Source organism: Pseudomonas sp. MWU13-2862 (genome assembly GCF_023242495.1).
In the GTDB taxonomy this organism is placed as follows: Bacteria; Pseudomonadota; Gammaproteobacteria; order Pseudomonadales; family Pseudomonadaceae; genus Aquipseudomonas; species Aquipseudomonas gingeri_D.
The window spans coordinates 270,176-290,018 of record NZ_JALMEZ010000011.1 but is presented as its reverse complement, the minus strand read 5'-3'; the positions used below and the strand labels follow the sequence as shown (position 1 = coordinate 290,018).

At 62.3% G+C, this 19,843-nt stretch carries 21 protein-coding genes; 10 read left to right on the top strand and 11 right to left on the bottom strand.

From position 1 onward, the window contains the following. Positions 1 to 473: 473 nt before the first annotated feature. Both rhtA and M5C56_RS20850 read left to right on the top strand, forming a co-directional pair. On the top strand, positions 474 to 1,361 hold the full coding sequence (gene rhtA, locus M5C56_RS20855) for a threonine/homoserine exporter RhtA (protein ID WP_103494776.1): 888 nt from the start codon (positions 474 to 476) through the stop codon (positions 1,359 to 1,361). 166 nt (positions 1,362 to 1,527) lie between these two features. Beyond that, on the top strand, positions 1,528 to 1,851 hold the full coding sequence (locus M5C56_RS20850) for a hypothetical protein (RefSeq protein ID WP_103494777.1): 324 nt from the start codon (positions 1,528 to 1,530) through the stop codon (positions 1,849 to 1,851). Here the strand turns inward: M5C56_RS20850 and M5C56_RS20845 are convergent. Beyond that, positions 1,823 to 2,386 carry a TetR/AcrR family transcriptional regulator gene (locus M5C56_RS20845; RefSeq protein WP_103494778.1) on the bottom strand — a complete coding sequence of 188 codons (564 nt, stop codon included), beginning with the start codon at positions 2,384 to 2,386 and terminating at the stop codon, positions 1,823 to 1,825. The genes M5C56_RS20850 and M5C56_RS20845 overlap by 29 nt on opposite strands. 92 nt (positions 2,387 to 2,478) lie before the next feature. Here M5C56_RS20845 and M5C56_RS20840 point away from each other — a divergent pair, with 92 nt between their 5' ends. Together M5C56_RS20840 and M5C56_RS20835 are read left to right on the top strand one after the other, a co-directional pair. Continuing rightward, complete coding sequence (locus M5C56_RS20840; protein WP_103494779.1) at positions 2,479 to 3,219, top strand: SDR family oxidoreductase; 741 nt, start codon at positions 2,479 to 2,481, stop codon at positions 3,217 to 3,219. 39 nt (positions 3,220 to 3,258) lie between these two features. Continuing rightward, complete coding sequence (locus tag M5C56_RS20835; RefSeq protein ID WP_103494780.1) at positions 3,259 to 3,855, top strand: 2-hydroxychromene-2-carboxylate isomerase; 597 nt, start codon at positions 3,259 to 3,261, stop codon at positions 3,853 to 3,855. Between the two features lie 5 nt (positions 3,856 to 3,860). Here M5C56_RS20835 and M5C56_RS20830 read toward each other — a convergent pair whose 3' ends face one another. Next, the gene (locus M5C56_RS20830) at positions 3,861 to 4,859 is read right to left on the bottom strand and encodes a zinc-dependent alcohol dehydrogenase family protein (protein WP_103494781.1); all 999 of its coding nucleotides are present in this window, start codon (positions 4,857 to 4,859) and stop codon (positions 3,861 to 3,863) included. A gap of 101 nt (positions 4,860 to 4,960) precedes the next feature. Between M5C56_RS20830 and M5C56_RS20825 the strand changes: the two genes are divergently transcribed. Then, a complete protein-coding gene (locus tag M5C56_RS20825; RefSeq protein WP_152736902.1) occupies positions 4,961 to 5,860 on the top strand; it encodes a LysR family transcriptional regulator in 900 nt (299 codons plus the stop codon). Between the two features lie 53 nt (positions 5,861 to 5,913). Here the strand turns inward: M5C56_RS20825 and M5C56_RS20820 are convergent, their stop codons facing one another. From M5C56_RS20820 to M5C56_RS20805, 4 genes are all read right to left on the bottom strand, one after another. After that, entirely contained in the window at positions 5,914 to 7,722 is a 1,809-nt protein-coding gene (locus M5C56_RS20820; protein ID WP_103494783.1) for an aminopeptidase P family protein, read from the bottom strand. A 46-nt stretch (positions 7,723 to 7,768) separates the two neighbouring features. Continuing rightward, entirely contained in the window at positions 7,769 to 8,938 is a 1,170-nt protein-coding gene (locus M5C56_RS20815) for an aminotransferase class V-fold PLP-dependent enzyme (protein ID WP_103494784.1), read from the bottom strand. 243 nt (positions 8,939 to 9,181) lie between these two features. After that, positions 9,182 to 9,808 carry a LysE family translocator gene (locus M5C56_RS20810; RefSeq protein ID WP_103494785.1) on the bottom strand — a complete coding sequence of 209 codons (627 nt, stop codon included), beginning with the start codon at positions 9,806 to 9,808 and terminating at the stop codon, positions 9,182 to 9,184. A 105-nt stretch (positions 9,809 to 9,913) separates the two neighbouring features. Beyond that, positions 9,914 to 10,183: a hypothetical protein gene (locus M5C56_RS20805; RefSeq protein WP_103494786.1), complete on the bottom strand. Its 270-nt coding sequence runs from the start codon at positions 10,181 to 10,183 to the stop codon at positions 9,914 to 9,916. Positions 10,184 to 10,581: 398 nt separating this feature from the next. Here M5C56_RS20805 and msuE point away from each other — a divergent pair, with 398 nt between their 5' ends. From msuE to M5C56_RS20785, 4 genes are read left to right on the top strand one after another with little or no spacing between them, the layout of a single operon-like run. Continuing rightward, entirely contained in the window at positions 10,582 to 11,145 is a 564-nt protein-coding gene (msuE, locus tag M5C56_RS20800; RefSeq protein ID WP_103494787.1) for an FMN reductase, read from the top strand. A 9-nt stretch (positions 11,146 to 11,154) separates the two neighbouring features. Next, positions 11,155 to 12,303, top strand: a complete 1,149-nt coding sequence (ssuD, locus tag M5C56_RS20795) for an FMNH2-dependent alkanesulfonate monooxygenase (RefSeq protein WP_103494788.1) — start codon at positions 11,155 to 11,157, stop codon at positions 12,301 to 12,303. Positions 12,304 to 12,306: 3 nt separating this feature from the next. Next, positions 12,307 to 13,494 carry an acyl-CoA dehydrogenase family protein gene (locus tag M5C56_RS20790; RefSeq protein WP_103494789.1) on the top strand — a complete coding sequence of 396 codons (1,188 nt, stop codon included), beginning with the start codon at positions 12,307 to 12,309 and terminating at the stop codon, positions 13,492 to 13,494. 8 nt (positions 13,495 to 13,502) lie between these two features. Further along, a complete protein-coding gene (locus M5C56_RS20785) occupies positions 13,503 to 14,606 on the top strand; it encodes a sigma-54 dependent transcriptional regulator (protein ID WP_103494790.1) in 1,104 nt (367 codons plus the stop codon). Here the strand turns inward: M5C56_RS20785 and M5C56_RS20780 are convergent. Continuing rightward, the gene (locus M5C56_RS20780; RefSeq protein WP_103494824.1) at positions 14,603 to 14,968 is read right to left on the bottom strand and encodes an antibiotic biosynthesis monooxygenase; all 366 of its coding nucleotides are present in this window, start codon (positions 14,966 to 14,968) and stop codon (positions 14,603 to 14,605) included. The genes M5C56_RS20785 and M5C56_RS20780 overlap by 4 nt on opposite strands. A 94-nt stretch (positions 14,969 to 15,062) precedes the next feature. Between M5C56_RS20780 and soxR the strand changes: the two genes are divergently transcribed. After that, entirely contained in the window at positions 15,063 to 15,524 is a 462-nt protein-coding gene (gene soxR / locus M5C56_RS20775; RefSeq protein ID WP_103494791.1) for a redox-sensitive transcriptional activator SoxR, read from the top strand. A gap of 13 nt (positions 15,525 to 15,537) precedes the next feature. Here the strand turns inward: soxR and M5C56_RS20770 are convergent, their stop codons facing one another. The 4 genes from M5C56_RS20770 to sfnG all read right to left on the bottom strand — a co-directional run bounded on the left by M5C56_RS20770 (position 15,538) and on the right by sfnG (position 19,549). Further along, positions 15,538 to 16,308 carry a MetQ/NlpA family ABC transporter substrate-binding protein gene (locus M5C56_RS20770; protein WP_103494792.1) on the bottom strand — a complete coding sequence of 257 codons (771 nt, stop codon included), beginning with the start codon at positions 16,306 to 16,308 and terminating at the stop codon, positions 15,538 to 15,540. 79 nt (positions 16,309 to 16,387) lie between these two features. Further along, entirely contained in the window at positions 16,388 to 17,053 is a 666-nt protein-coding gene (locus tag M5C56_RS20765) for a methionine ABC transporter permease (RefSeq protein WP_103494793.1), read from the bottom strand. 4 nt (positions 17,054 to 17,057) lie between these two features. Continuing rightward, positions 17,058 to 18,281, bottom strand: coding sequence for an SfnB family sulfur acquisition oxidoreductase (locus M5C56_RS20760; protein ID WP_103494794.1), 1,224 nt, complete (start codon positions 18,279 to 18,281; stop codon positions 17,058 to 17,060). Between the two features lie 167 nt (positions 18,282 to 18,448). Then, complete coding sequence (sfnG, locus tag M5C56_RS20755; protein ID WP_103494795.1) at positions 18,449 to 19,549, bottom strand: dimethylsulfone monooxygenase SfnG; 1,101 nt, start codon at positions 19,547 to 19,549, stop codon at positions 18,449 to 18,451. Positions 19,550 to 19,843 lie beyond the last annotated feature (294 nt).

The following is a 19,843-nucleotide window of genomic DNA, read 5'->3' as shown; positions in this document are numbered from 1 at the left end:
TCAGCTACTTCCACGCTTCGATGAACTGAAGCGAACCGCGCATCAAAACCCTAAAAACCTTTGTAACTCATTGAATCTCAAAGGCTTTTCCGTTTCGACTGCGCCGGAAGTGGGGCGAATTATAGAGCCACAGAATTTCCCGTCAACGCTTATTTTCACTTTTCTGTCATAAGCGTGGAAAACGGTATAGAAACCCCAGGTTTTGCGGTGTTCGAACTGGCCTCTTCGCGGCGGTGCGGCGATCCGACAAGCCCTGCTCCTACAGTCCTCTGTCGCTCCCCAATTTTGTATACGACGCAAACCTGTAGGAGCAGGGCTTGCCCGCGAAGAGGCCCTTAAGCCTTGCTCCACCTATATGAACACCACAGCCACCGAGCCAACCCAACAAAGTGAGCAATATATTGCTCAATGATGCGTTGTTCCGCATCATATACACCTGCCTCCCTTATATAGCCCCGGATGACACTCTCCCCATGACCCAGCAGTCCCGCAGCCTGGCCTCGACACTTTTCCCCGTCGGCCTGCTGCTTATCGCAATGGCCTCGATTCAATCCGGTGCCTCCCTGGCCAAAAGCATGTTCCCGATTGTCGGTGCCCAGGGCACCACAACCCTGCGCCTGGTATTTGCCAGCATCATCATGGTACTGGTCCTGCGCCCCTGGCGAGCCAAGTTCACCGCCAAATCCCTGCGCACCGTGATCATCTATGGCATTGCCCTGGGTGGCATGAACTTCCTCTTCTATATGTCCTTGAGAAGCGTGCCCCTGGGCATCGGCGTTGCCCTGGAGTTCACCGGCCCCCTGGCGGTGGCGATCTACGCCTCACGCCGGGCCATAGACTTTCTCTGGATTGCCCTGGCAGTCAGTGGCCTGCTGCTGTTGATCCCCACCGGCGCCGCCAGCGCCAGCCTTGATCTGCTCGGCGTCAGCTATGCACTGGGAGCGGGTGTCTGCTGGGCGCTGTATATTCTCTATGGCCAGAAAGCCGGCCACGACAACGGCGTTCAAACCGCCGCGCTCGGCGTGGTGATTGCCGCCCTGTTCATCGCCCCGATCGGTATCGTCCACGCCGGCGCCGCGCTGCTCACCCCGGCCCTGATCCCGGCGGCCATCGGCGTTGCCATCCTCTCCACCGCCCTGCCCTACAGCCTCGAGATGGTCGCCCTGACGCGCCTGCCCGCGCGCACCTTCGGCACCTTGATGAGCATCGAACCCTCCTTCGGCGCATTGTCCGGGATGCTGTTCCTCCACGAGTACCTGTCCGTTGCCCAGTGGCTCGCCATCGCCTGCATTATCTGCGCCTCCGTCGGCGCTACCCTGACCCTGCGCAAGGAGTCCGCACCGCCCGTCGCGGTCGATTGAAACAGAGTGTGAGCCAGCGCTGGTATTTACCGCTCAAATAGGACATGTTTACGCCTAACTCAATGCCAGCCTTGGATATTTTGGACAGGGGCATCAAGGAAGAATCAGGCGGCACGAAAAAAGCCAAACCGGACGGATTGATCCGGGGGCAGAGATAGGGAAGGTAATGAAACGCTTCTTGATAGTCCTGGCAGTACTTGCCGTCGCGGGCTGCGCCGCGACCTCGAAACCGATGAAATACGGCAAGCGTGGCGTCCATATCAACTGTTCCGGGCTGACATCCTCCTGGGAAAAGTGCTACACCAAAGCCGCCGACTCCTGCAGCGATAGCGGCTATAAAGTGCTGGCCAAATCCGGCGACGCCGTGGAAGACCCGGGTGATTACCCGTTCGGCCTCAACCCCGCCGGCTATACCAGCCGCAGCATGATCATCATCTGCAAAAAGCCCTCCGCGCTGAGCCCTAAACCGCCCCTGCCAGTTGACGATTGATTTCATCATGGCTGGATCGCAACACCTGGCGCTGAATGTCCGGAGTCACCAGCATTCGCGACACCACCAGTGCCCCCACGCACTGGGACAGAATCGACCAGGCCCGGCTTTCGCTGCCCAGTGCTTGTGCCCAGCGCTGCTGTAACCGATAGATCCAGTCTTCGGCCTGCTGGCGCACCGCCAGATCCGCCCTCGCGATTTCCGCCCCCAGCGCGGGCAAGGCACAACCATTCTCCGGCTGCTCGACATGGCTCATGCTCAGGTAGAGCTTCAGGCAACGCTTGAGCTGCGCCTGATCGGGCTCCCCCTCCCCGCCCAGCCGCACCAGGCTCTGGCTCAATTCCCGCTCGACAATTGAACTGAACAATTCGTCCTTGGACGAGAAATGGCCATAGAACGCCCCGCCACTGAGGCCGATGGCTTTCATCAGGCCGTCGACGCCGACGCCCGCAAAACCTTCCCGTTTTGCCGACAGCGCGCTGCTTTCGAGCAACCGCTCACGGGTTTGCTGCTTGTGACTGAGGGAATAACGCATGGTGCCGTTCCTGTTGACCGCCTTGACGATGGGTGAATCGTAGCATAACGTTCGTTTAGTTAACGACCGTTTACTAAAAGAGCGATCCACACATGACTACTGCAACCCAGAACAAGAAAGTCGTATTGGTCGTCGGTGCCGGCGACGCTACGGGCGGTGCCATCGCCAAACGTTTTGCCGCCGAAGGGTTTATCGCCTGCGTCACGCGGCGCAGTGCCGACAAGTTGCAACCCCTGGTAGAGATCATCCAGCAGGCTGGCGGCGAAGCCCATGGGTTTGCCTGCGATGCGCGCAAGGAAGAGGACGTCATCGCCCTGATCGAACAGATCGAGAGCCAGATCGGCCCGATCGAAGCATTCGTCTTTAATATCGGCGCCAATGTGCCCTGCAGCATCCTTGAAGAAACCGCGCGCAAGTACTTCAAGATCTGGGAAATGGCCTGCTTCTCAGGGTTCCTCAATGCCCGTGAAGTCGCCAAGCGCATGGTCACCCGCAAACGCGGCACTATCCTGTTCACTGGTGCCACCGCCGGCCTGCGTGGGGCCGCCGGTTTCGCCGCGTTTGCCGGCGCCAAGCACGGTATCCGGGCCTTGGCCCAGAGCATGGCGCGGGAGTTGGGCCCGCTGAATATTCATGTGGCCCATGTGGTGGTCGATGGAGCCATCGACACCGACTTTATCCGCAGCAACTTCCCGGAAAAGTACGCCCTCAAGGATCAGGACGGCATTCTCGACCCCGCCCATATCGCCGAGAATTATTGGTACCTGCACAGCCAGCCCCGCGATGCCTGGACCTTCGAGCTCGATCTGCGTCCCTGGAATGAACGCTGGTAAGCTCAAGCCCACGACAATAACAACAAGGACGCTTTATCCATGAAAAAAACCGTCGAGTTCTACTTTGACCTGGGTAGCCCGGCCGCCTACCTGGCGTACACCCAGTTGCCCGGCCTCTGTGAACAGACCGGCAGCCAGCTGGTTTATCAGCCAATGCTCCTGGGCGGCGTGTTCAAGGCCACGGGTAATGCCTCTCCGGCCGAGATACCGGCCAAGGGGCGCTATATGATCCAGGACCTGGGGCGCTATGCTCGTCGTTACGGCGTCGCCTTCCTCTACAACCCGCACTTTCCGATCAATACCCTGATGCTGATGCGCGCGACCACTGGCGTGCAGCTGCGCGACCCGGAACGTTTTGTCGAGTTCGTCGACACCCTCTATCACGCCCTCTGGGTCGACGGACGCAACCTGAACGACCCGACCACCGTCGCCCGGGTGTTGGCTGAAAAGGGCTTCGACCCGCAGCGGGTCCTCGCGCTGACCCAGGACGAAGAGGTCAAGGCTGTCCTCAAGGCCAAGACCGAGCAGGCCCTGCAGCGCGGCGTATTTGGCGCGCCGAGCCTGTTTGTCGGCGATCAGCTGTTCTTCGGCCAGGACCGCCTCGACTTCGTCCGCGAAGCCTTGCTCCAGGACTGAATAACCTAGATCTCGATCACCAACCGACCTTGCGCCGCGCCGCCGGCCAGCAAGGTATAAGCCTCCTCGGCGGTTTGCAGGGTAAACCGCCGGGGATCGAGCAAAGGCTTCAATTGACCGGCGTCGATCAAGCGTGCGGCCTGTGCCAGTATTTGCCCGTGATGCTCGCGCCCGTGGCCGGTGAGCAATGGCAGCAGGGTAAACACCCCGGAGTAAGTGGCCCCGCGAAAGGACAACGGTGCCAGGCTGTATTGCCCCCAACCAAGGCAGCTCAGGACATGCCCGTGATAGATCCGCGCTGCCTGGAACGACCGGTCCAGGGTTTCGCCGCCCACCGTGTCATAGACAATATCGAAGCCCTCGCCGGCGGTATGCTGCGTGACATATTCCTCCACGCCCTGCTGCCGATAATCGATAAAGGTCGCGCCAAAGTTCTCGATCTGAGCCTGTTGCGAGGCGGAGCCGGTGGCAAAGACCTTGGCGCCGAACGCCTTGGCAATCTGCACCGCCACATGGCCGACCCCACCTGCTCCGCCATGAATCAACACTGACTGATCGGCGCCTACCCGGGCGCGATCGACCAAGCCCTCCCAGGCGGTAATCAGCACCAATGGCAATGCCGCGGCCTCGCGCATGCTCAGGTTGGCCGGCTTGCGCGCCAACAGTCGAGCATCGACCGCGGCAAACTCGGCCAGCGAACCCTGGGCACCGCCGATCCCGGTGGCCAACCCGTACACCTCATCCCCCACCGCCCAGCCGCTGACACCTTCGCCCAGGGCTTCAACCACCCCGGCCAGGTCCATGCCCAGGATTGCCGGCAACGGTTGACGGGCATGACCGGCCTGGCCAGCGCGGATCTTGGCATCCAGCGGGTTGATGCCGCTGGCCTTGATACGGACCAGCACCTGACCCGCTGCGGGTGCGGGGCGGTCGATGGAAACCAGGCGCAACGGCGCATTGGCGGCGTCGACCAGCAGAGCGTTCATTTCAAGGGAGTGGGACATGTCGGCGATCTCGATCAGTGGAAGTGAGAGCGATCATGCGCCCCGTCACTCATGCCGATAAGACGCGTTATTGTTATAGTGATCATGCCCTTTTGGCATGAATGAGGCGTCCCGTGGATAAACTCAATGCAATGGCCATTTTTGTCCGGGTCGTCGAGCGCGGCAGTTTTTCCGCCGTGGCCCGGGAACTGCGGACCAGCCAGCCGACCATCAGCAAAATCCTCAAGGCACTGGAGGTCGAACTGGGCGGCAAGCTGATCGCCCGCAGCACCCGCCAGTTGTCACTGACCGATGAGGGCCAGCGCTACTACGCGCAATGCCGGCAGATCCTCGCCGCCGTGGACAATGCCGAACACAGCTTTCAGTCGGGCCGGGAACAGGTCGCCGGCAGCCTGCGCATCGGCTCCTCGGTGAGTTTCGGGCGTTTGCAGATCGCCAGTCGGCTGCCGGACTTCCTCGCACGCTACCCGCAACTGGAGATCGACCTGCAACTCAGCGACCAGAACCAGGACCTGGTCGAGGAAGGCCTGGATGTCAGTCTGCGCATCGGCGAACTGGGCGACAGCAACCTGATCGCCCGGCGCATCGGCGATACCCGGCGGATCACCGTCGCCAGCGCCGCGTACCTGGCTCGCCGGGGCGAACCGCAAACCCCGGAACAACTGAGCGAACACAACTGCCTGCAATTCAATCTGCTGAGCAGCCAGAACCTCTGGTACTACGAAAAGGACGGGCAGCGCTACAGCGTGCGCATCAAGGGCAATGCCCAGAGCAACAATTCGGAGGCGATTAGGGAAATGGTCCTGGGCGGGCTCGGCATTGCGCTGTCGCCGGTGTGGCTGTTTGCCGAGGATCTGCAGGCGGGGCGGGTTATGGCGATTCTGCCCGACTATCAGACCCAGTCGCTGCCGATTCATGCGGTGTTTCCGGCCAATCGCCGACAGTCCGCCAGGGTCAAGGCGTTTGTCGACTATATGAGCGAAGCCCTGCTGAGCGATTGAACACAGCGCGATCCATTGCGGGAGCCGGCAAGCCGGCTCCTACAAAACCGTGATCAGATCGCGACGGTACGGGTGTTCAACCACTCCAGTGCCGCGCCATCGAGCAACGGGCTCAAGCGCTCGCGCACTTCGGCGTGATAAGCGTTGAACCAGTCACGCTCTTCCTGCGTCAACAACGACGGTTCCAGGCAACGGGTATCGATCGGGCACAGGGTCAGGGTTTCGAACTTGAGGAATTCGCCGAACTCGCTCTTGCCCGCCTCACGGTTCAGCACCAGGTTTTCGATACGCACACCCCAACGGCCCGGACGGTAGGTCCCAGGCTCGATGGAGGTGATCATCCCCGGCTGCATGGCGGTCTGCGGGGCCGGAACCGCCTGATAGGCGATCACCTGCGGACCTTCGTGCACATTGAGGAAGTAACCGACGCCATGGCCGGTGCCATGCCCGTAATCCACGCTTTCGGCCCAGATCGGCGCCCGGGCGATAGGATCCAGCAGCGGCGAAAGAATGCCACGGGGAAACTGCGCCCGGGACAAGGCAATCACGCCCTTCAGTACCCGAGTGCAATCGCGTTTCTGCTCAGCCGTCGGCGTGCCGACCGGCACCATCCGGGTGATGTCCGTGGTGCCGCCCAGGTATTGACCGCCGGAGTCGATCAGCAGCAGGCCGTCGCCCTCGATCAGCGCATGCTCCGCTTCAGTGGCGTGGTAGTGCGGCATCGCCCCATTGGAATTGAACGCGGCAATGGTATTGAAGCTCAGCGACACATAACCCGGACGCCGCGCCCGGGCTGCGCTCAGGCGTTCATCGATGGTCAGTTCGGTGACACGTTCACGGCCCAGTGCGGTTTCCAGCCAGGCAAAAAATTCGCACAGGGCCGCGCCATCCTGCTCCATGGCCTGACGGATATGCACCGCGTCATCCAGGCTCTTGCGGGACTTGGCCAAGGTCGTCGGGTTGAGCCCCTCGACCAACTTCACATCCTCGGCAAGGTTGTCCAGCAAACCGACCGTCACGCGCGCCGGATCGACCAGCAGGCCCGCTCCCGCCGGAATGCCGGCCAGCGCCGCGCCGATTTCGCTGTAGTCGCGCAAGGTCACGCCATCGGCCTTGAGCACCTGCACCAACTCGGCACTCACCTTGCCCAGGGACACGAACAGCGTGGCCTGCTCCTGGTTCACCAGGGCAAAGGACACGAACACCGGGTTGAAGGACACATCGGCACCGCGCAGGTTGAACAACCAGGCGATATCATCCAGCGTGGCGATGAAATGCCAGTCGGCGCCACGGGTATTCAACTCCCGGCGCAACTGGGCGAGCTTCTCGCCACGGGAAACCGTCGCTTGCGGCGGCAGGTGCGGGTAGATCGGCTGGTCTGGTAGCACCTCGCGGTCTTCCCAGACCTGGTCGAGCAGATCGATGTCGGTGCGCAGCCGCGCGCCGCGCGCCTGCAACTTGTCGCCCAGGGTTCGCGCCGAAGCCAAGGCCATGACGGCGCCATCCACCGCAACCACACCACCAGACGGCGACTGTTCGGCCAGCCAGTCCAAGGGACCGGGTTGCCCCGGCAACAATTTCATCAGCTCGATACCGCTACCGGCCAACTCCTTGGTCGCCTGCTCCCAGTACCGGCTGTCAGCCCAGACGCCGGCAAACTCCGGCGTCACGATCAAGGTGCCGACCGAGCCATGGAAACCAGACAGCCACTGCCGGCCCTGCCAATAGGCCGGCAGGTATTCCGACAAGTGCGGATCGGCCGACGGCACCAGCAAGGCCTGCACGCCTTCACGGCGCATCAGTTCGCGGGTGCGTGCCAGACGCTGGGGAACGGTTCCTTGACTCGGGGTCTGCGTGCTCATCATGTCTCCTGCTAACCACTTATTATTCAATTATCATCCGGCACACTCACGGCTGGGCAATCGCCCAGAACGGTGCCGGTGCACTCAGGCTTGCCTTGATCGCCTTGGCGGCGCGGTCGATGTCCTGCTCAGAGGTAAAGCGCCCCAGGCTCAGGCGAATGGTCCGGCCGGCCAGGCGTGCATCGTGCCCCAGTGCCAGCAGCACATGGGACGGCGCCTGGCTCGCGGAGTTACAGGCCGACGTCGCCGAGTAGGCCAGGACCCGACCCAACGCCGCGCCGTCGAACTCGCCTTCGGCAAAGGTCAGACTCAGGGTATGGGGGATGCGTTCAGTCGGGCTGCCGTTCAGGCGCAGGCCCGGGACATCCGCCAGTTGCTCGAGCAAGCGCTGGCGCAGATGAGCGATGCTGGCGATTTCTTCTTCCAGGTGCTCGGTGGCCAGGGCAAAGGCACTGCCCATGCCGGCGATCTGATGGGTGGCCAGGGTGCCGGAGCGCAGGCCGCCTTCATGGCCGCCACCGTGGATCTGCGCGTGCAGCTTCTGCTGCGCGCGTGGGCCGACATACAAGGCACCGATGCCCTTGGGACCGTAGACCTTGTGGGCGGAAAACGACATCAGGTCCACCGGCAAGGCGGCCAGGTCGATCGCCACCTTGCCCGCGCCCTGGGCCGCGTCCACATGAAACAGCGCGCCCTGTTCACGGACCCGCTGGCCGATGGCCGCGATGTCATTGAGGGTACCCAGCTCATTGTTGACCAGCATCAGCGAGACCAGAAAGGTGTCCTCGCGCAGGACCTCACTGACCATCGCCGCGGTGATCAAGCCTTCGGCATTCGGCACCAGGTAGGTGACGGCGACACCGGCTTCCTGGAGTTGACGGGCGGTATCGAGCACCGCCTTGTGCTCGATCTGGCTGGTGACCACATGCCCGCCGCTGACACCACGGGCCTGGGCGACGCCCTTGAGGGCCAGGTTGTTCGATTCGGTGGCCCCGGAGGTCCAGACGATTTGCTCGGGGCTCGCCCCCACCAGGCTCGCCACCTGTTGCCGGGCCTGCTCGACCGTCTGCCGGGCGCGCTGGCCGAAGGCATGGGAGCTGGACGCCGGGTTGCCGAAATTACCGGAAAAGCCGAGACACTCGACCATCACCCGGATCACCCGCTCATCCACTGGCGTGGTGGCGGCATAGTCGAAATACAGAGGAAGTTCATTCATGGCAAAAAGACTCATAAAGCGTGTCCCGCGGATCGATCTCTTGCTGATCACCCACCCTGGTGGTTGGGCGGACAGCTATACCCGATGGAAAACGATTAAAGAAAGATAACTTTCATTTAAAAGTGCGTAGGAACGCTCCTGAAATCCAGCTTACAGGCCCAAGGAAGGTGTTGCGAGTGTCAATCCTGCTGGAACAAGCGGCCCGCTTCAACGGGGGGGGCACAGGAAACACACAAGGACGAGTCAACGCAGCAGTTGCCGCGCACTCTCATGCAACATCGGATACAACGAAATCACCAACAGCAGCGCCATACCGATATTGAACAGCCGCAGCCAGCGCGGGTCACGCAGCACATTGCGCAACAGGCTGCCACAGGCCGCCCAGAGACTGACGCTGGGCGCGTTGATCAGGGCGAACACCGCCGCGATCACCCATACATTGCTGGAATAGCCCTGCAATGGCGTGTAGGTGCTGATCGCGCCGACCGCCATCACCCAGGCCTTGGGATTGACCCACTGAAATGCCGCTGCGTTCCAGAACCCGAATGGGCGGCCCGCCCCCTGCTCCGACTCGCTGACCGGGCCGGAGCCGGCGATCTTCCAGGCGAGGTACAGCAGATAGGCGCCACCGATATAACGCAATACCGAGTAGAGCACGGGATAAGCTTCGAATACCGCGCCAAGACCAAGGCCCACCGCCAGTACCAGGACAAAAAAGCCGCAGGAAATACCCAGGATATGGGGAATGGAGCGGTTGAAACCAAAGTTGACGCCGGACGCCAGCAACATCGCGTTGTTAGGGCCGGGGGTCACTGAAGTCACCAGGGCGAAAAGAGCAAAGCCCAGCAGCAGGTCCAGCGAAAGGGTCATAAATAGCGTCCAGCCACAAGCTCAGTCAGGGACTCAGCCTATCCCAGCGACTTGGCGGAACTCACGCACAGTTGGCAAAAACTTGGACCGATACAGTTTTACCTTTCAGCTCTGTGGGCTGTGTCTGTTACTGCCGCGATCGGCGCTGATCTCGCCCTGGCCATCAAAACCCTGCACCTTCCGCGGCTGCCCCATCAGTTGCGCCTTCTCCCGCTGGTACTCATCGAAGGACAGCCCGCGACGGTTCAGGGCTTCCAGCGCCAACTCCCGACTCTCTTCAGCGCTATAGGGCCGCAGTTCAGGAGACGAATGACTGGCACAGCCGGCCAGCAACGAAAGACCGAGCAACAGCAAGAGCATGGATGAATGTTTCATGGCGCAACTCCCAAGAACCTGGCGTGAGGCAATAGACACAGGCTACCGGGCGCGCCGACAGGGCAAAAATCACCCGTCTCGATAGTCGCTATCGATCGCCTCGGTCGTTCCGGGATCGGGCACCACATATTCCTTAACGAACTATAAATATGGAAATACGTTCGTTTACGGAATATTAAAAAACCCTTACAACGGTTCTCACACCTTATCCACTGTTGCCCGGGCAACTGTTCGCCCACCAACAGTCGATCAACAAAACAGTCCGCCAGCCAGCACCCGGCACCTCGCTTACCCCGCCAGGTGCCTGCAAACAGGGGATCTGGGCGCTTGGTACAGCTCTTGCTGATGCCCTGTCACTGACCCTGCTCGCTGAGCAACTGTTTGAAAAGGAACTGATCATGTCTCGCGCACTGAAAGTCGTTGCCCTGTCCGGCGGTACCTACCGCCCTTCCCGCACCCTGGTGCTGACCCAGGCCATACTGGCCGAACTGACGCAGCAACTGCCCATCGAAAGCCACCTGATCGAGCTGGGCGATATCGCCCGCCCCCTAGGCTCGGCGCTGTCCCGCAGCGAACTGAGCGCCGAGGTTGAAGCCGAACTGCAGGCCATTGAGAACGCCGACCTGCTGATCGTCGCCGCGCCGGTCTATCGCGGTTCCTATCCGGGCCTGCTCAAGCACCTGTTCGACCTGATCGACCTCAACGCCCTGATCGACACCCCGGTGCTGCTGGCCGCCACCGGCGGCAGCGAACGCCATGCCCTGGTCCTCGATCACCAGTTGCGCCCGCTGTTCAGTTTCTTCCAGGCCCTGACCCTGCCCATCGGCGTCTACGCCACCGAGGCCGACTTCGCCAACTACCAGATCACCAGTGAGCCCTTGAGGGCGCGCATCCGCCTGGCTGCCGACCGCGCCACCGCCTTGTTCGGCGTGCACGCCAAACCCCTGCTGAAAATCGCCTGAGGCACTGTCATGGATATTTTCTGGTTTCTCCCGACCCACGGCGATGGCCATTACCTGGGCACCACCCAGGGCGCGCGCCCGGTCACCCTCAACTACCTGAAACAAGTGGCCCAGGCCGCCGACAACCTCGGCTACCACGGCGTACTGATTCCAACCGGACGCTCCTGCGAGGACTCCTGGGTCATCGCCTCGGCCCTGGTGCCGTTGACCGAACGCCTGCGTTACCTGGTGGCGATCCGTCCCGGGATCATCTCGCCGACGGTCTCGGCACGCATGGCCGCGACCCTCGACCGCTTGTCCAACGGCCGCTTGCTGATCAACGTGGTGACCGGCGGCGATCCCGACGAGAACCGTGGCGACGGCAGCTTCCTCGACCATGGCGAACGCTACGAAGTGACCGACGAATTCCTCCAGATCTGGCGCCGGGTATTGCAAGGCGAGGCGGTGGACTTCGAAGGCAAGCACCTGCGGGTGCAGAACGCCAAGGCGCTCTACCCGCCGGTACAGAAACCTTACCCGCCGCTGTATTTCGGCGGTTCGTCCGACGCCGCCCACGACCTGGCCGCCGATCAGGTCGATGTCTACCTGACCTGGGGTGAACCGCCGGCCGCCGTGGCGGCGAAGCTGGCCGATGTGCGTGAGCGCGCCGCCCGCAAGGGTCGCACCGTGCGCTTCGGCATTCGCCTGCATGTGATCGTCCGGGAAACTGCGGAAGACGCTTGGAAAGCCGCGGACAAACTGATCGAACATATCAGTGACGAAACCATCGCCGCCGCGCAGAAATCCTTCTCGCGTTTCGACTCCGAAGGCCAGCGGCGCATGGCCGCGTTGCATGACGGACGGCGTGACAACCTGGAAATCGCGCCGAACCTGTGGGCCGGTGTCGGCCTGGTCCGTGGCGGTGCCGGGACGGCCCTGGTCGGCAATCCACAGCAGGTGGCCGAGCGCATCAAGGAATACGCCGACCTGGGGATCGAGAGCTTCATCTTCTCCGGCTACCCGCACCTGGAAGAAGCCTATCGCTTCGCCGAGCTGGTGTTCCCGTTGCTGCCCGAGCCCTACGCCAGCCTGGCCGGACGCGGCATCACCAACCTGACCGGGCCGTTTGGCGAAATGATCGCCAACGATGTGTTGCCAACCCAAGCCACAGGATCCTGAACCGTGACTGCCCAGCCACGCAACGCCCTGTTGACCCCTCTGCAAACCGCCCGGCAACTGGCCGCCGATTTTGCCCTGACCGCCGTCGAGCGCGACGAACGCGGCGGCACGCCAAAAGCCGAACGTGACGCCTTGCGCCACAGCGGCCTGCTGGCCCTGAGCATCCCCACCCAGTACGGCGGCCTCGGCGGCCGTTGGAGCGAGACACTGGACGTGGTCCGCGAATTCGCCAAGGTCGACAGCTCGATTGCCCATGTCTTCGGCTTCCATCACCTGATGCTGGCCACCGTGCGCCTGTTCTCCCGTCCCGAACAATGGCAACCCTGGTTCGAACAGACCGCACGCAAGAACTGGTTCTGGGGCAATGCCCTCAATCCCCTGGACACCCGCACGGTGGTGCGCAACCTCGGCGGCTGGCGCGAATTCTCCGGCAAGAAAAGCTTCTGCTCCGGCGCCAGCGACTCGCAGATGCTGATCGCCTCGGCAGTGGACGAAAGCGCCGGCGGCAAGTTGCTGATCGCCGCCATTCCCAGCGGGCGCAGTGGCATCACCCTGCATGACGACTGGCACAACATGGGCCAGCGCCAGACCGACAGCGGCAGCGCCAGCTTCGAGCGGGTGCGGGTCGAGGAATCCGAACTGCTGCTCGACCCCGGCCCCTTGAGCACACCTTTCGCCTGCCTGCGGCCCCTGATCGCGCAACTGACCCTGACCCATATGTTCCTCGGCATTGCCGAAGGGGCTTTCGAAGAGGCTCGGCAATACACCCTCGAAGAAACCCGGCCCTGGTTCAAATCCACAGCCCGGGATATTCGCCAGGACCCTTACGTGCTCAACCACTACGGCGACTTCTGGGTCGCCCTCGAAGGTGTCCGCCTGCTGGTGGAGCGCGCCGCCGGGTTGCTGGACCAGGCCTGGGCCAAGGGCCAGAACCTCAGCGGCGAGGAGCGCGGCAACCTGGCCATCGCCATCGCCACGGCCAAGGTCGCCGCCAACCGCGAAGGCCTGGCCCTGTGCAGCAAGTTGTTCGAAGTCACCGGTGCCCGCTCGACCCATGCCTCCCTGCGCCTGGACCGCCATTGGCGCAACCTGCGGACCCAGAGCCTGCACGACCCGCTGGACTACAAACTCCAGGAACTCGGCGACTGGGCTTTGAACCAGACGCTGCCGATCCCCACTTTTTATTCCTAGAGAAGCCTATGCAGCTGCTAACGTTACCGCCCTCGCCGGCCCTGGCCACCTCCATCCGCGCCACCGCCCAGGTCTTCGAAGACCCCAAGTCCCAGGCCCTGCTCGCCCACCTGCAACAAGTGGCGCCGAGCGAAGCCAGCGTGCTGATCATCGGTGAAACCGGCACCGGCAAGGAGCTGGTGGCCCGGCATATCCATAACCTCAGCGCCCGGCGTAACCGCCCGTTTGTCGCGGTCAACTGCGGGGCCTTCTCCGAATCCCTGGTGGAAGCCGAGCTGTTCGGCCATGAAAAAGGCGCGTTTACCGGCGCCCTCAGCGCCAAGGCCGGCTGGTTCGAAGAGGCCGACGGCGGCACCCTGTTCCTCGACGAGATCGGCGACCTGCCGATGCCGATCCAGGTCAAGCTGCTGCGGGTCCTGCAGGAACGCGAAGTGGTGCGCCTGGGCTCGCGCAAAAGCATCCCGATCAATGTGCGGGTACTGGCGGCCACCAATGTGCAACTGGAAAAAGCCATCAACGCCGGGCATTTTCGTGAAGACCTGTATTACCGCCTCAACGTCGTCAGCCTGGAGCTCAGCCCCCTGCGCGAACGCCCCGGCGATATCCTGCCGCTGACCCGGCACTTTATCGAGAGCTACAGCCAGCGCCTGGGTTATGGCGATATCCGCATCAGCCCCGGTGCCGAACAGAAGCTCAGGAGCTACGGCTGGCCGGGCAATATCCGCGAGCTGGAAAACGTTATTCATCACACCTTGCTGATCTGCCATGACGGCGTGATCGAGCGCGACGACCTGCGTCTGTCGAACCTGCGCATCGAGCGCCAGGACGACAGCGGCAGCGCTCTCGATGACTCGGCCGAGGCCTTGCTCAACCGGGCTTTTCAGAAACTCTTCGAGGAGCAGGCCGGCGCGTTGCATGAAAAGGTCGAGGATGCGTTGCTACGCGCCGCCTACCGTTTCAGCCACTACAACCAGGTGCACACCGCCGCCCTGCTGGGCCTGAGCCGCAATGTGACACGCACGCGGCTGATCAAGATCGGCGAGTTGGCGGTGAACAAGCGCCGGGCAGGCGAAAACGTCCAGGGTGACCGGATGTTGCAACTGTCCATCTAGCCCACCAGGGCACACTGCAAGGCGTCGTCCTGGCTGCGCTCGATGCTGCGCAGCACCTGGAACGAATCGAAGCTCACCGCCTTGGCATGGTGGGCGCGGATCAGTGCCCAGAAATCCTCTTCGCCGCTTTCGAAACGGGCAAATGCCGCTTCGCCATCTTCCCTGGAACGCCATTGCAGTGTGTTGAGCACACGCCGACCATCGTCGCTGGCCTGCACCGTGCCACTGATAAAGCCACCCTCGACCCGGGCCAATCGCTCGGTCTGCCTGGACAAGGCAGAGACCAGCGCCTCCAGTTGGACAGGCTCGATCTCGAACTGGATCAATTGAGTAAAACTGCGATTTTGTTCTGTCGACGGCATGAAAAGGTTCCCCGTGAAGTCAGACAGGATCTTGTGATCCGAGGCCATGCAGGGTAAAACCTCCAGTTAACTCAAGGTCAAGAGATTTCTCGCCATGGCAACACCAAAACCCCTGCCCACGGACAAGGCCCTGACGGTCGGCCAACTGGCGGCCCGCAGCGGCGTGGCGGTGACCGCCCTGCACTTCTATGAATCCAAAGGCCTGATCCAGAGCTATCGCAATGCCGGTAACCAGCGTCGTTATCCGCGCGAGGTGTTGCGCCGGGTCTCCCTGATCAAGGTCGCCCAGCGCCTGGGCATTCCGTTGGCGGAGATTCACCAGGCCTTGCAGAGCCTGCCCGAAGGCCGCACGCCGACGGCCGAAGACTGGAAGCGCCTGTCGGAAAACTGGAGGAGCGGGCTGGACGAACGCATCGCCCAATTGACCCGGTTGCGGGACAAGCTCAACGGATGTATCGGCTGCGGTTGCCTGTCGATGGAGAACTGCCCGCTGCGCAACTATGGCGATATGTTGGGTGCCCATGGGACAGGCGCGCGGCTGCTGGAGCCGCGGTGAGCCTGTCCATGGTTCAGAACCCCGGGGCGATCTGACCCTTGTAGCGGGTCAGGATAAACTGCCGCACGGCATCGGAATTCAGCGCCTTGGCCAGTTTCTGGATACGCGGGTCATTGATATTGTCCGGCCGCGCCACCAGGAACTCGACATACAGGTCCTTGCCCTTCTCGACGATCAACGCGCTATTGGTGTCGATCCCGGCTTCCAGCGCGTAGTTGGCAAACACGAACGCCAGATCCACCTGGCTCACCGACCGGGCCAGCATCGCCCCTTCCAGCTCGCGGATCTTCAGGTGCTTGGGGTTCTCGACGATATCGTGCTGGGTCGCCAGGGTATTGCTCGGGTCCTTGAGCTTGATCAAACCCGCTTCGTGCAGCAGCACCAAGGCCCGCCCGGTGTTCACCGGGTCATTGGGAATCGACACCGAGGCACCGTCCTTCAGCTCGGAAATATGCTTGATCTTGGTCGAGTAAGCCCCGAACGGCTCGATATGCACGCCGACCACCGGCACCAGGTTGGTGTGGCGGGTCTTGTTGTAGTCATCAAGGAACGGCCGATACTGGTAGTAGTTGGCATCCAGGTTCTTCAACGCCAACTGCTGGTTGGGCTGGATAAAGTCATTGAACACCTTGATCTCCAGATCGACGCCTTCCTTGGCCAATTCCGGTTTGACGAACTCGAGGATCTCCGCGTGGGGCACCGGGGTGGCGCCGACAATCAGTTTTTCATTGGCGTGAACCGCCAGGGACATCAGGGCAGCCAGGATGGCCAGGGTCTTTTTCATGCTGTGCTCCAGAGAGGCAAAAGGGGCCGGCGTGTGGCGGACGTTGGGCCAGGGTTGTTCAGGGTTATGGGTAATGAACTCAACGATGGCTGTAGCGGGCCACCAGACGATCACCGGTCATTTGCAGGCCCTGGACCAGGACCAGCAGCAGGATCACGGTGACCACCATCACATCGGTCTGGAAACGCTGGTAGCCGTAGCGGATCGCCAGGTCCCCCAGTCCGCCGCCGCCGATCACTCCGGCCATGGCGGTGTAGTCCACCAGCACGATGGCGGTCACCGTCACCGCCGCCAGCAGACCCGCGCGGGCTTCGGGTAACAGGGTGTGGCGGATCACCTGCCAGGTGCTGGCGCCCATGGCCTGGGTCGCCTCGACCACGCCACGGTCGACTTCGCGCAAGGCGGTTTCCACCAGCCGGGCGAAGAACGGCGTGCAACCCACCACCAGCGGCGGGATGGTCCCCGGCACCCCGAGGGACGTGCCCACCAGCAAGGTGGTCAGGGGAATCAGCACGATCAGCAGGATGATGAACGGCAGCGAACGCAGGATATTCACCAGCACCGACAAGCTGCGGTACACCAGCAGGGTTTCATGCAGTTGGCGCTTGCCGGTGAGAAACAGCAGCACCCCCAGGGGCAGGCCCAGCAGTACGGTGAAACCCAGGGCCGCCGCGAGCATGCTCAGAGTGTCGAGGCAGGCCTGGGCGATGTCCGCCCAGTAGATGTTTTTCAACCATTCAGCCATGGACTCAGGACCAGTCGTGACGCGGTGGCTTGATGCCGTTGAGCAACCAGTTGCCGACCACGTGGTACTTCCAGCGCACCGGGTCGTGCAGGGTGTGAACCCGGGCATTGCGCCAGTGGCGATCGAAGTTGTGCTTTTTCAAGGTCGAACGGGTGCCGCCCAGTTCGAAGAGCTTGTTGCTGGCCTCGATGGCAATCTCGGTGGTCAGCACCTTGGCCTTGGCCACCGCCAGCGAGGCCCGGGCGACATTGTCTTCATCGGGGGCCGGACGCGCGGCATCCAGGGCCTTGCCGGCTCGTTCGAGCAAGGCTTCGGCGGCTTCGAGGCGGATCTCCAGGCCGCCGATCTGAATGATGGTCAGGGGGTCTTCGCTGGCCTTGTCCACCCCGGCGTCGATCCACGGACGGGCGTATTCGCGTACAAAAGCCACGGTATCGCGTAGAGCCGCGCGGGCAATGCCGGCATCGATGGCGGCGGTGGTCAGTTGGGCGAAAGGCCCGGCCAGGGTCGGGCTTTCGTAGGAGCGATACGTGGGGAACAGGTTGAAGGCCGGCACCTTCAGATCCTCGGCCAGCACCGTGCCGCTGGAAGTGGTGCGCTGGCCGATGCTGTCCCAGTCATCGACGATCACCAGGCCCGGCGTACCGCGCTGAACAAACGCCAGTTGGCCTTTCTGCTCTTCGTCCAGGGCCAGCACCGCCAGCCAGTGGGCGTACAACGAGCCGGTGCAGTAGCCCTTGCGAGCGTTGATCACATGCCCGTCGCCGTGACGACGAATCGTCGCCTGGATGTCTTGGACATTCTTGCCGCCGGTTTCCGACAGGGCATTGGCAAATCGATGGCCCTGCAGGGCCAGGGCGAAGAAATGCGCTTGCTGCTCAGGGGTGCCTTGCAGGCGGATGTCTTCCAGCAGGCAGTAGTGGTTCTGCGGGATCTGTCCCAGGGACGGATCGGCCGCCGAGATGATCGTAATCACTTCGGCCAATACCGCATAGGAAACCTGGGCGCCGCCGAATTCGCGCGGCACGCTGATGCCCCAGAGACCACTGTTGGAATAGCGATCCACCACTTCGGCGGGCACCTGGCGGGTACGATCACGCTCTGCGTCGTGCTCCAGCAGATAAGCGGCAACGCCGTGGGCAACCGCGAGCGCTTCGGCCTCGTCACGGATCAAGTGGGCGTTGGGGGAATGGATCGGGTAAACGGCGGATTCAGGCAAGGACGACATGGAACGCTCTCGGGCGAATAGTGTTGCCTGGGTTATTGCAGCTTCTGTGCCTGAATTATTATTTGTTGATTTTCATAGGGTTATGGCGTTTACCCAGCAACAGCGCGGCGCACGCAGAAGAACACAATGCCGCTTCACTGTTGCTGGGTGAACACCTGGACGAGACCTCAGGCCAGCGCTTCCTCCGCCCTTGCGACCTTCTTCGCTTCCAGCTCCCGCACCAGCGGCAACACCCGTTTGCCGAAGTACTCCACCTCTTCCTGGAAGTGCAGGAATCCCGCCAGCACCAGGTCCACGCCCACGGCTTTCAAGGCAACGATCCGTTCGGCGATCTGCTGCGGCGTGCCGATCAGGTTGGTCTTGAAGCCGTCGTTGTATTGCACCAGGTCCTCGAAGCTGGACTTGGCCCAGTTACCCTCGCCTTCCGGCGACGACTTGCCCGCCTGTTTCGCCGCATCGCCAAAGGCGCCGACGGCCTCGGGGTCGGCCTTGTCGATGATTTCCGCCAGCACCGCACGGGCCTCTTCCTCGGTGTCGCGGGCGATGACAAAGGCGTTCACCCCGACTTTTACCGAGTGGCCGTTGGCGGCCGCCTTGGCGCGAATATCATCGACCTGGGCCTTGATCCCTTCGGGCGTGTTGCCGTTGGTGAAATACCAATCCGAGACCCGCGCCGCCATATCCCGCGCCGCCCGGGAACTGCCGCCCTGGAAAATCTCCGGGTGTGGTTGGCTGAGGGGCTTGGGTTTGAGGCTGTAGTCGTTGAAACGGTAGAAATCGCCCTTGAAGGTGAACTGCTCTTCGGTCCAGATGCCTTTCAGCGCACGGATGAACTCTTCGGAGCGGCGATAGCGCTCATCGTGTTCCAGCCAGTGTTCGCCGATGGCGTGGAACTCACCGCGAAACCAGCCGCTGACGATATTGACGGCGATCCGGCCGCCGGTGAGTTGATCGATGGTCGCCAGTTGCTTGGCCGCCAACGCCGGCTGCCAGGGTCCGGGCAGGATCGCGGCAATCACCTTCAGCCTGGTGGTCGCGGCCAGCAGGGCATGGCTGAAGGCGACCGACTCATGCTGGTATTCGGCGCCGTAGCCGGCGGTGAAACGGATCTGGGTCAGGCCGTATTCGAACCCGGCCTCTTCCGCCAACTGCGCCAGCTTGCGGTTGTAGTCGATATCCCAACGGGTGCGCTGTTCGATCTTGCTGACCACCAGCCCACCGCTGACATTGGGCACCCAGTAGGCGAATTTTACGGCTTGCTGACTCATGGTATCTGACCTCGGACCGGGGAATGTCAGAGGGTCAGAGCAGCAAGCGTGCCAGTGACCGGGAACCCTCCTGGCAGAAAGAGGCCTCAGTGGAGGAAGTGTTTATGCGGGAACGACGCTTATGTGGGAGCGGAGCTTGCCCGCGAAGGCGTACTCAAGGCCGCCAAAAGCTTCGCGGACAAGCTCCGCTCCCACAAAAGCGCGCTACCCACACGGGATCGATACACCCCGGGCACTGTGGCCTGGCGGGACGATTTGTTGAAGCACTGTGCGTCAGGCAACAGTTGTCCCTCA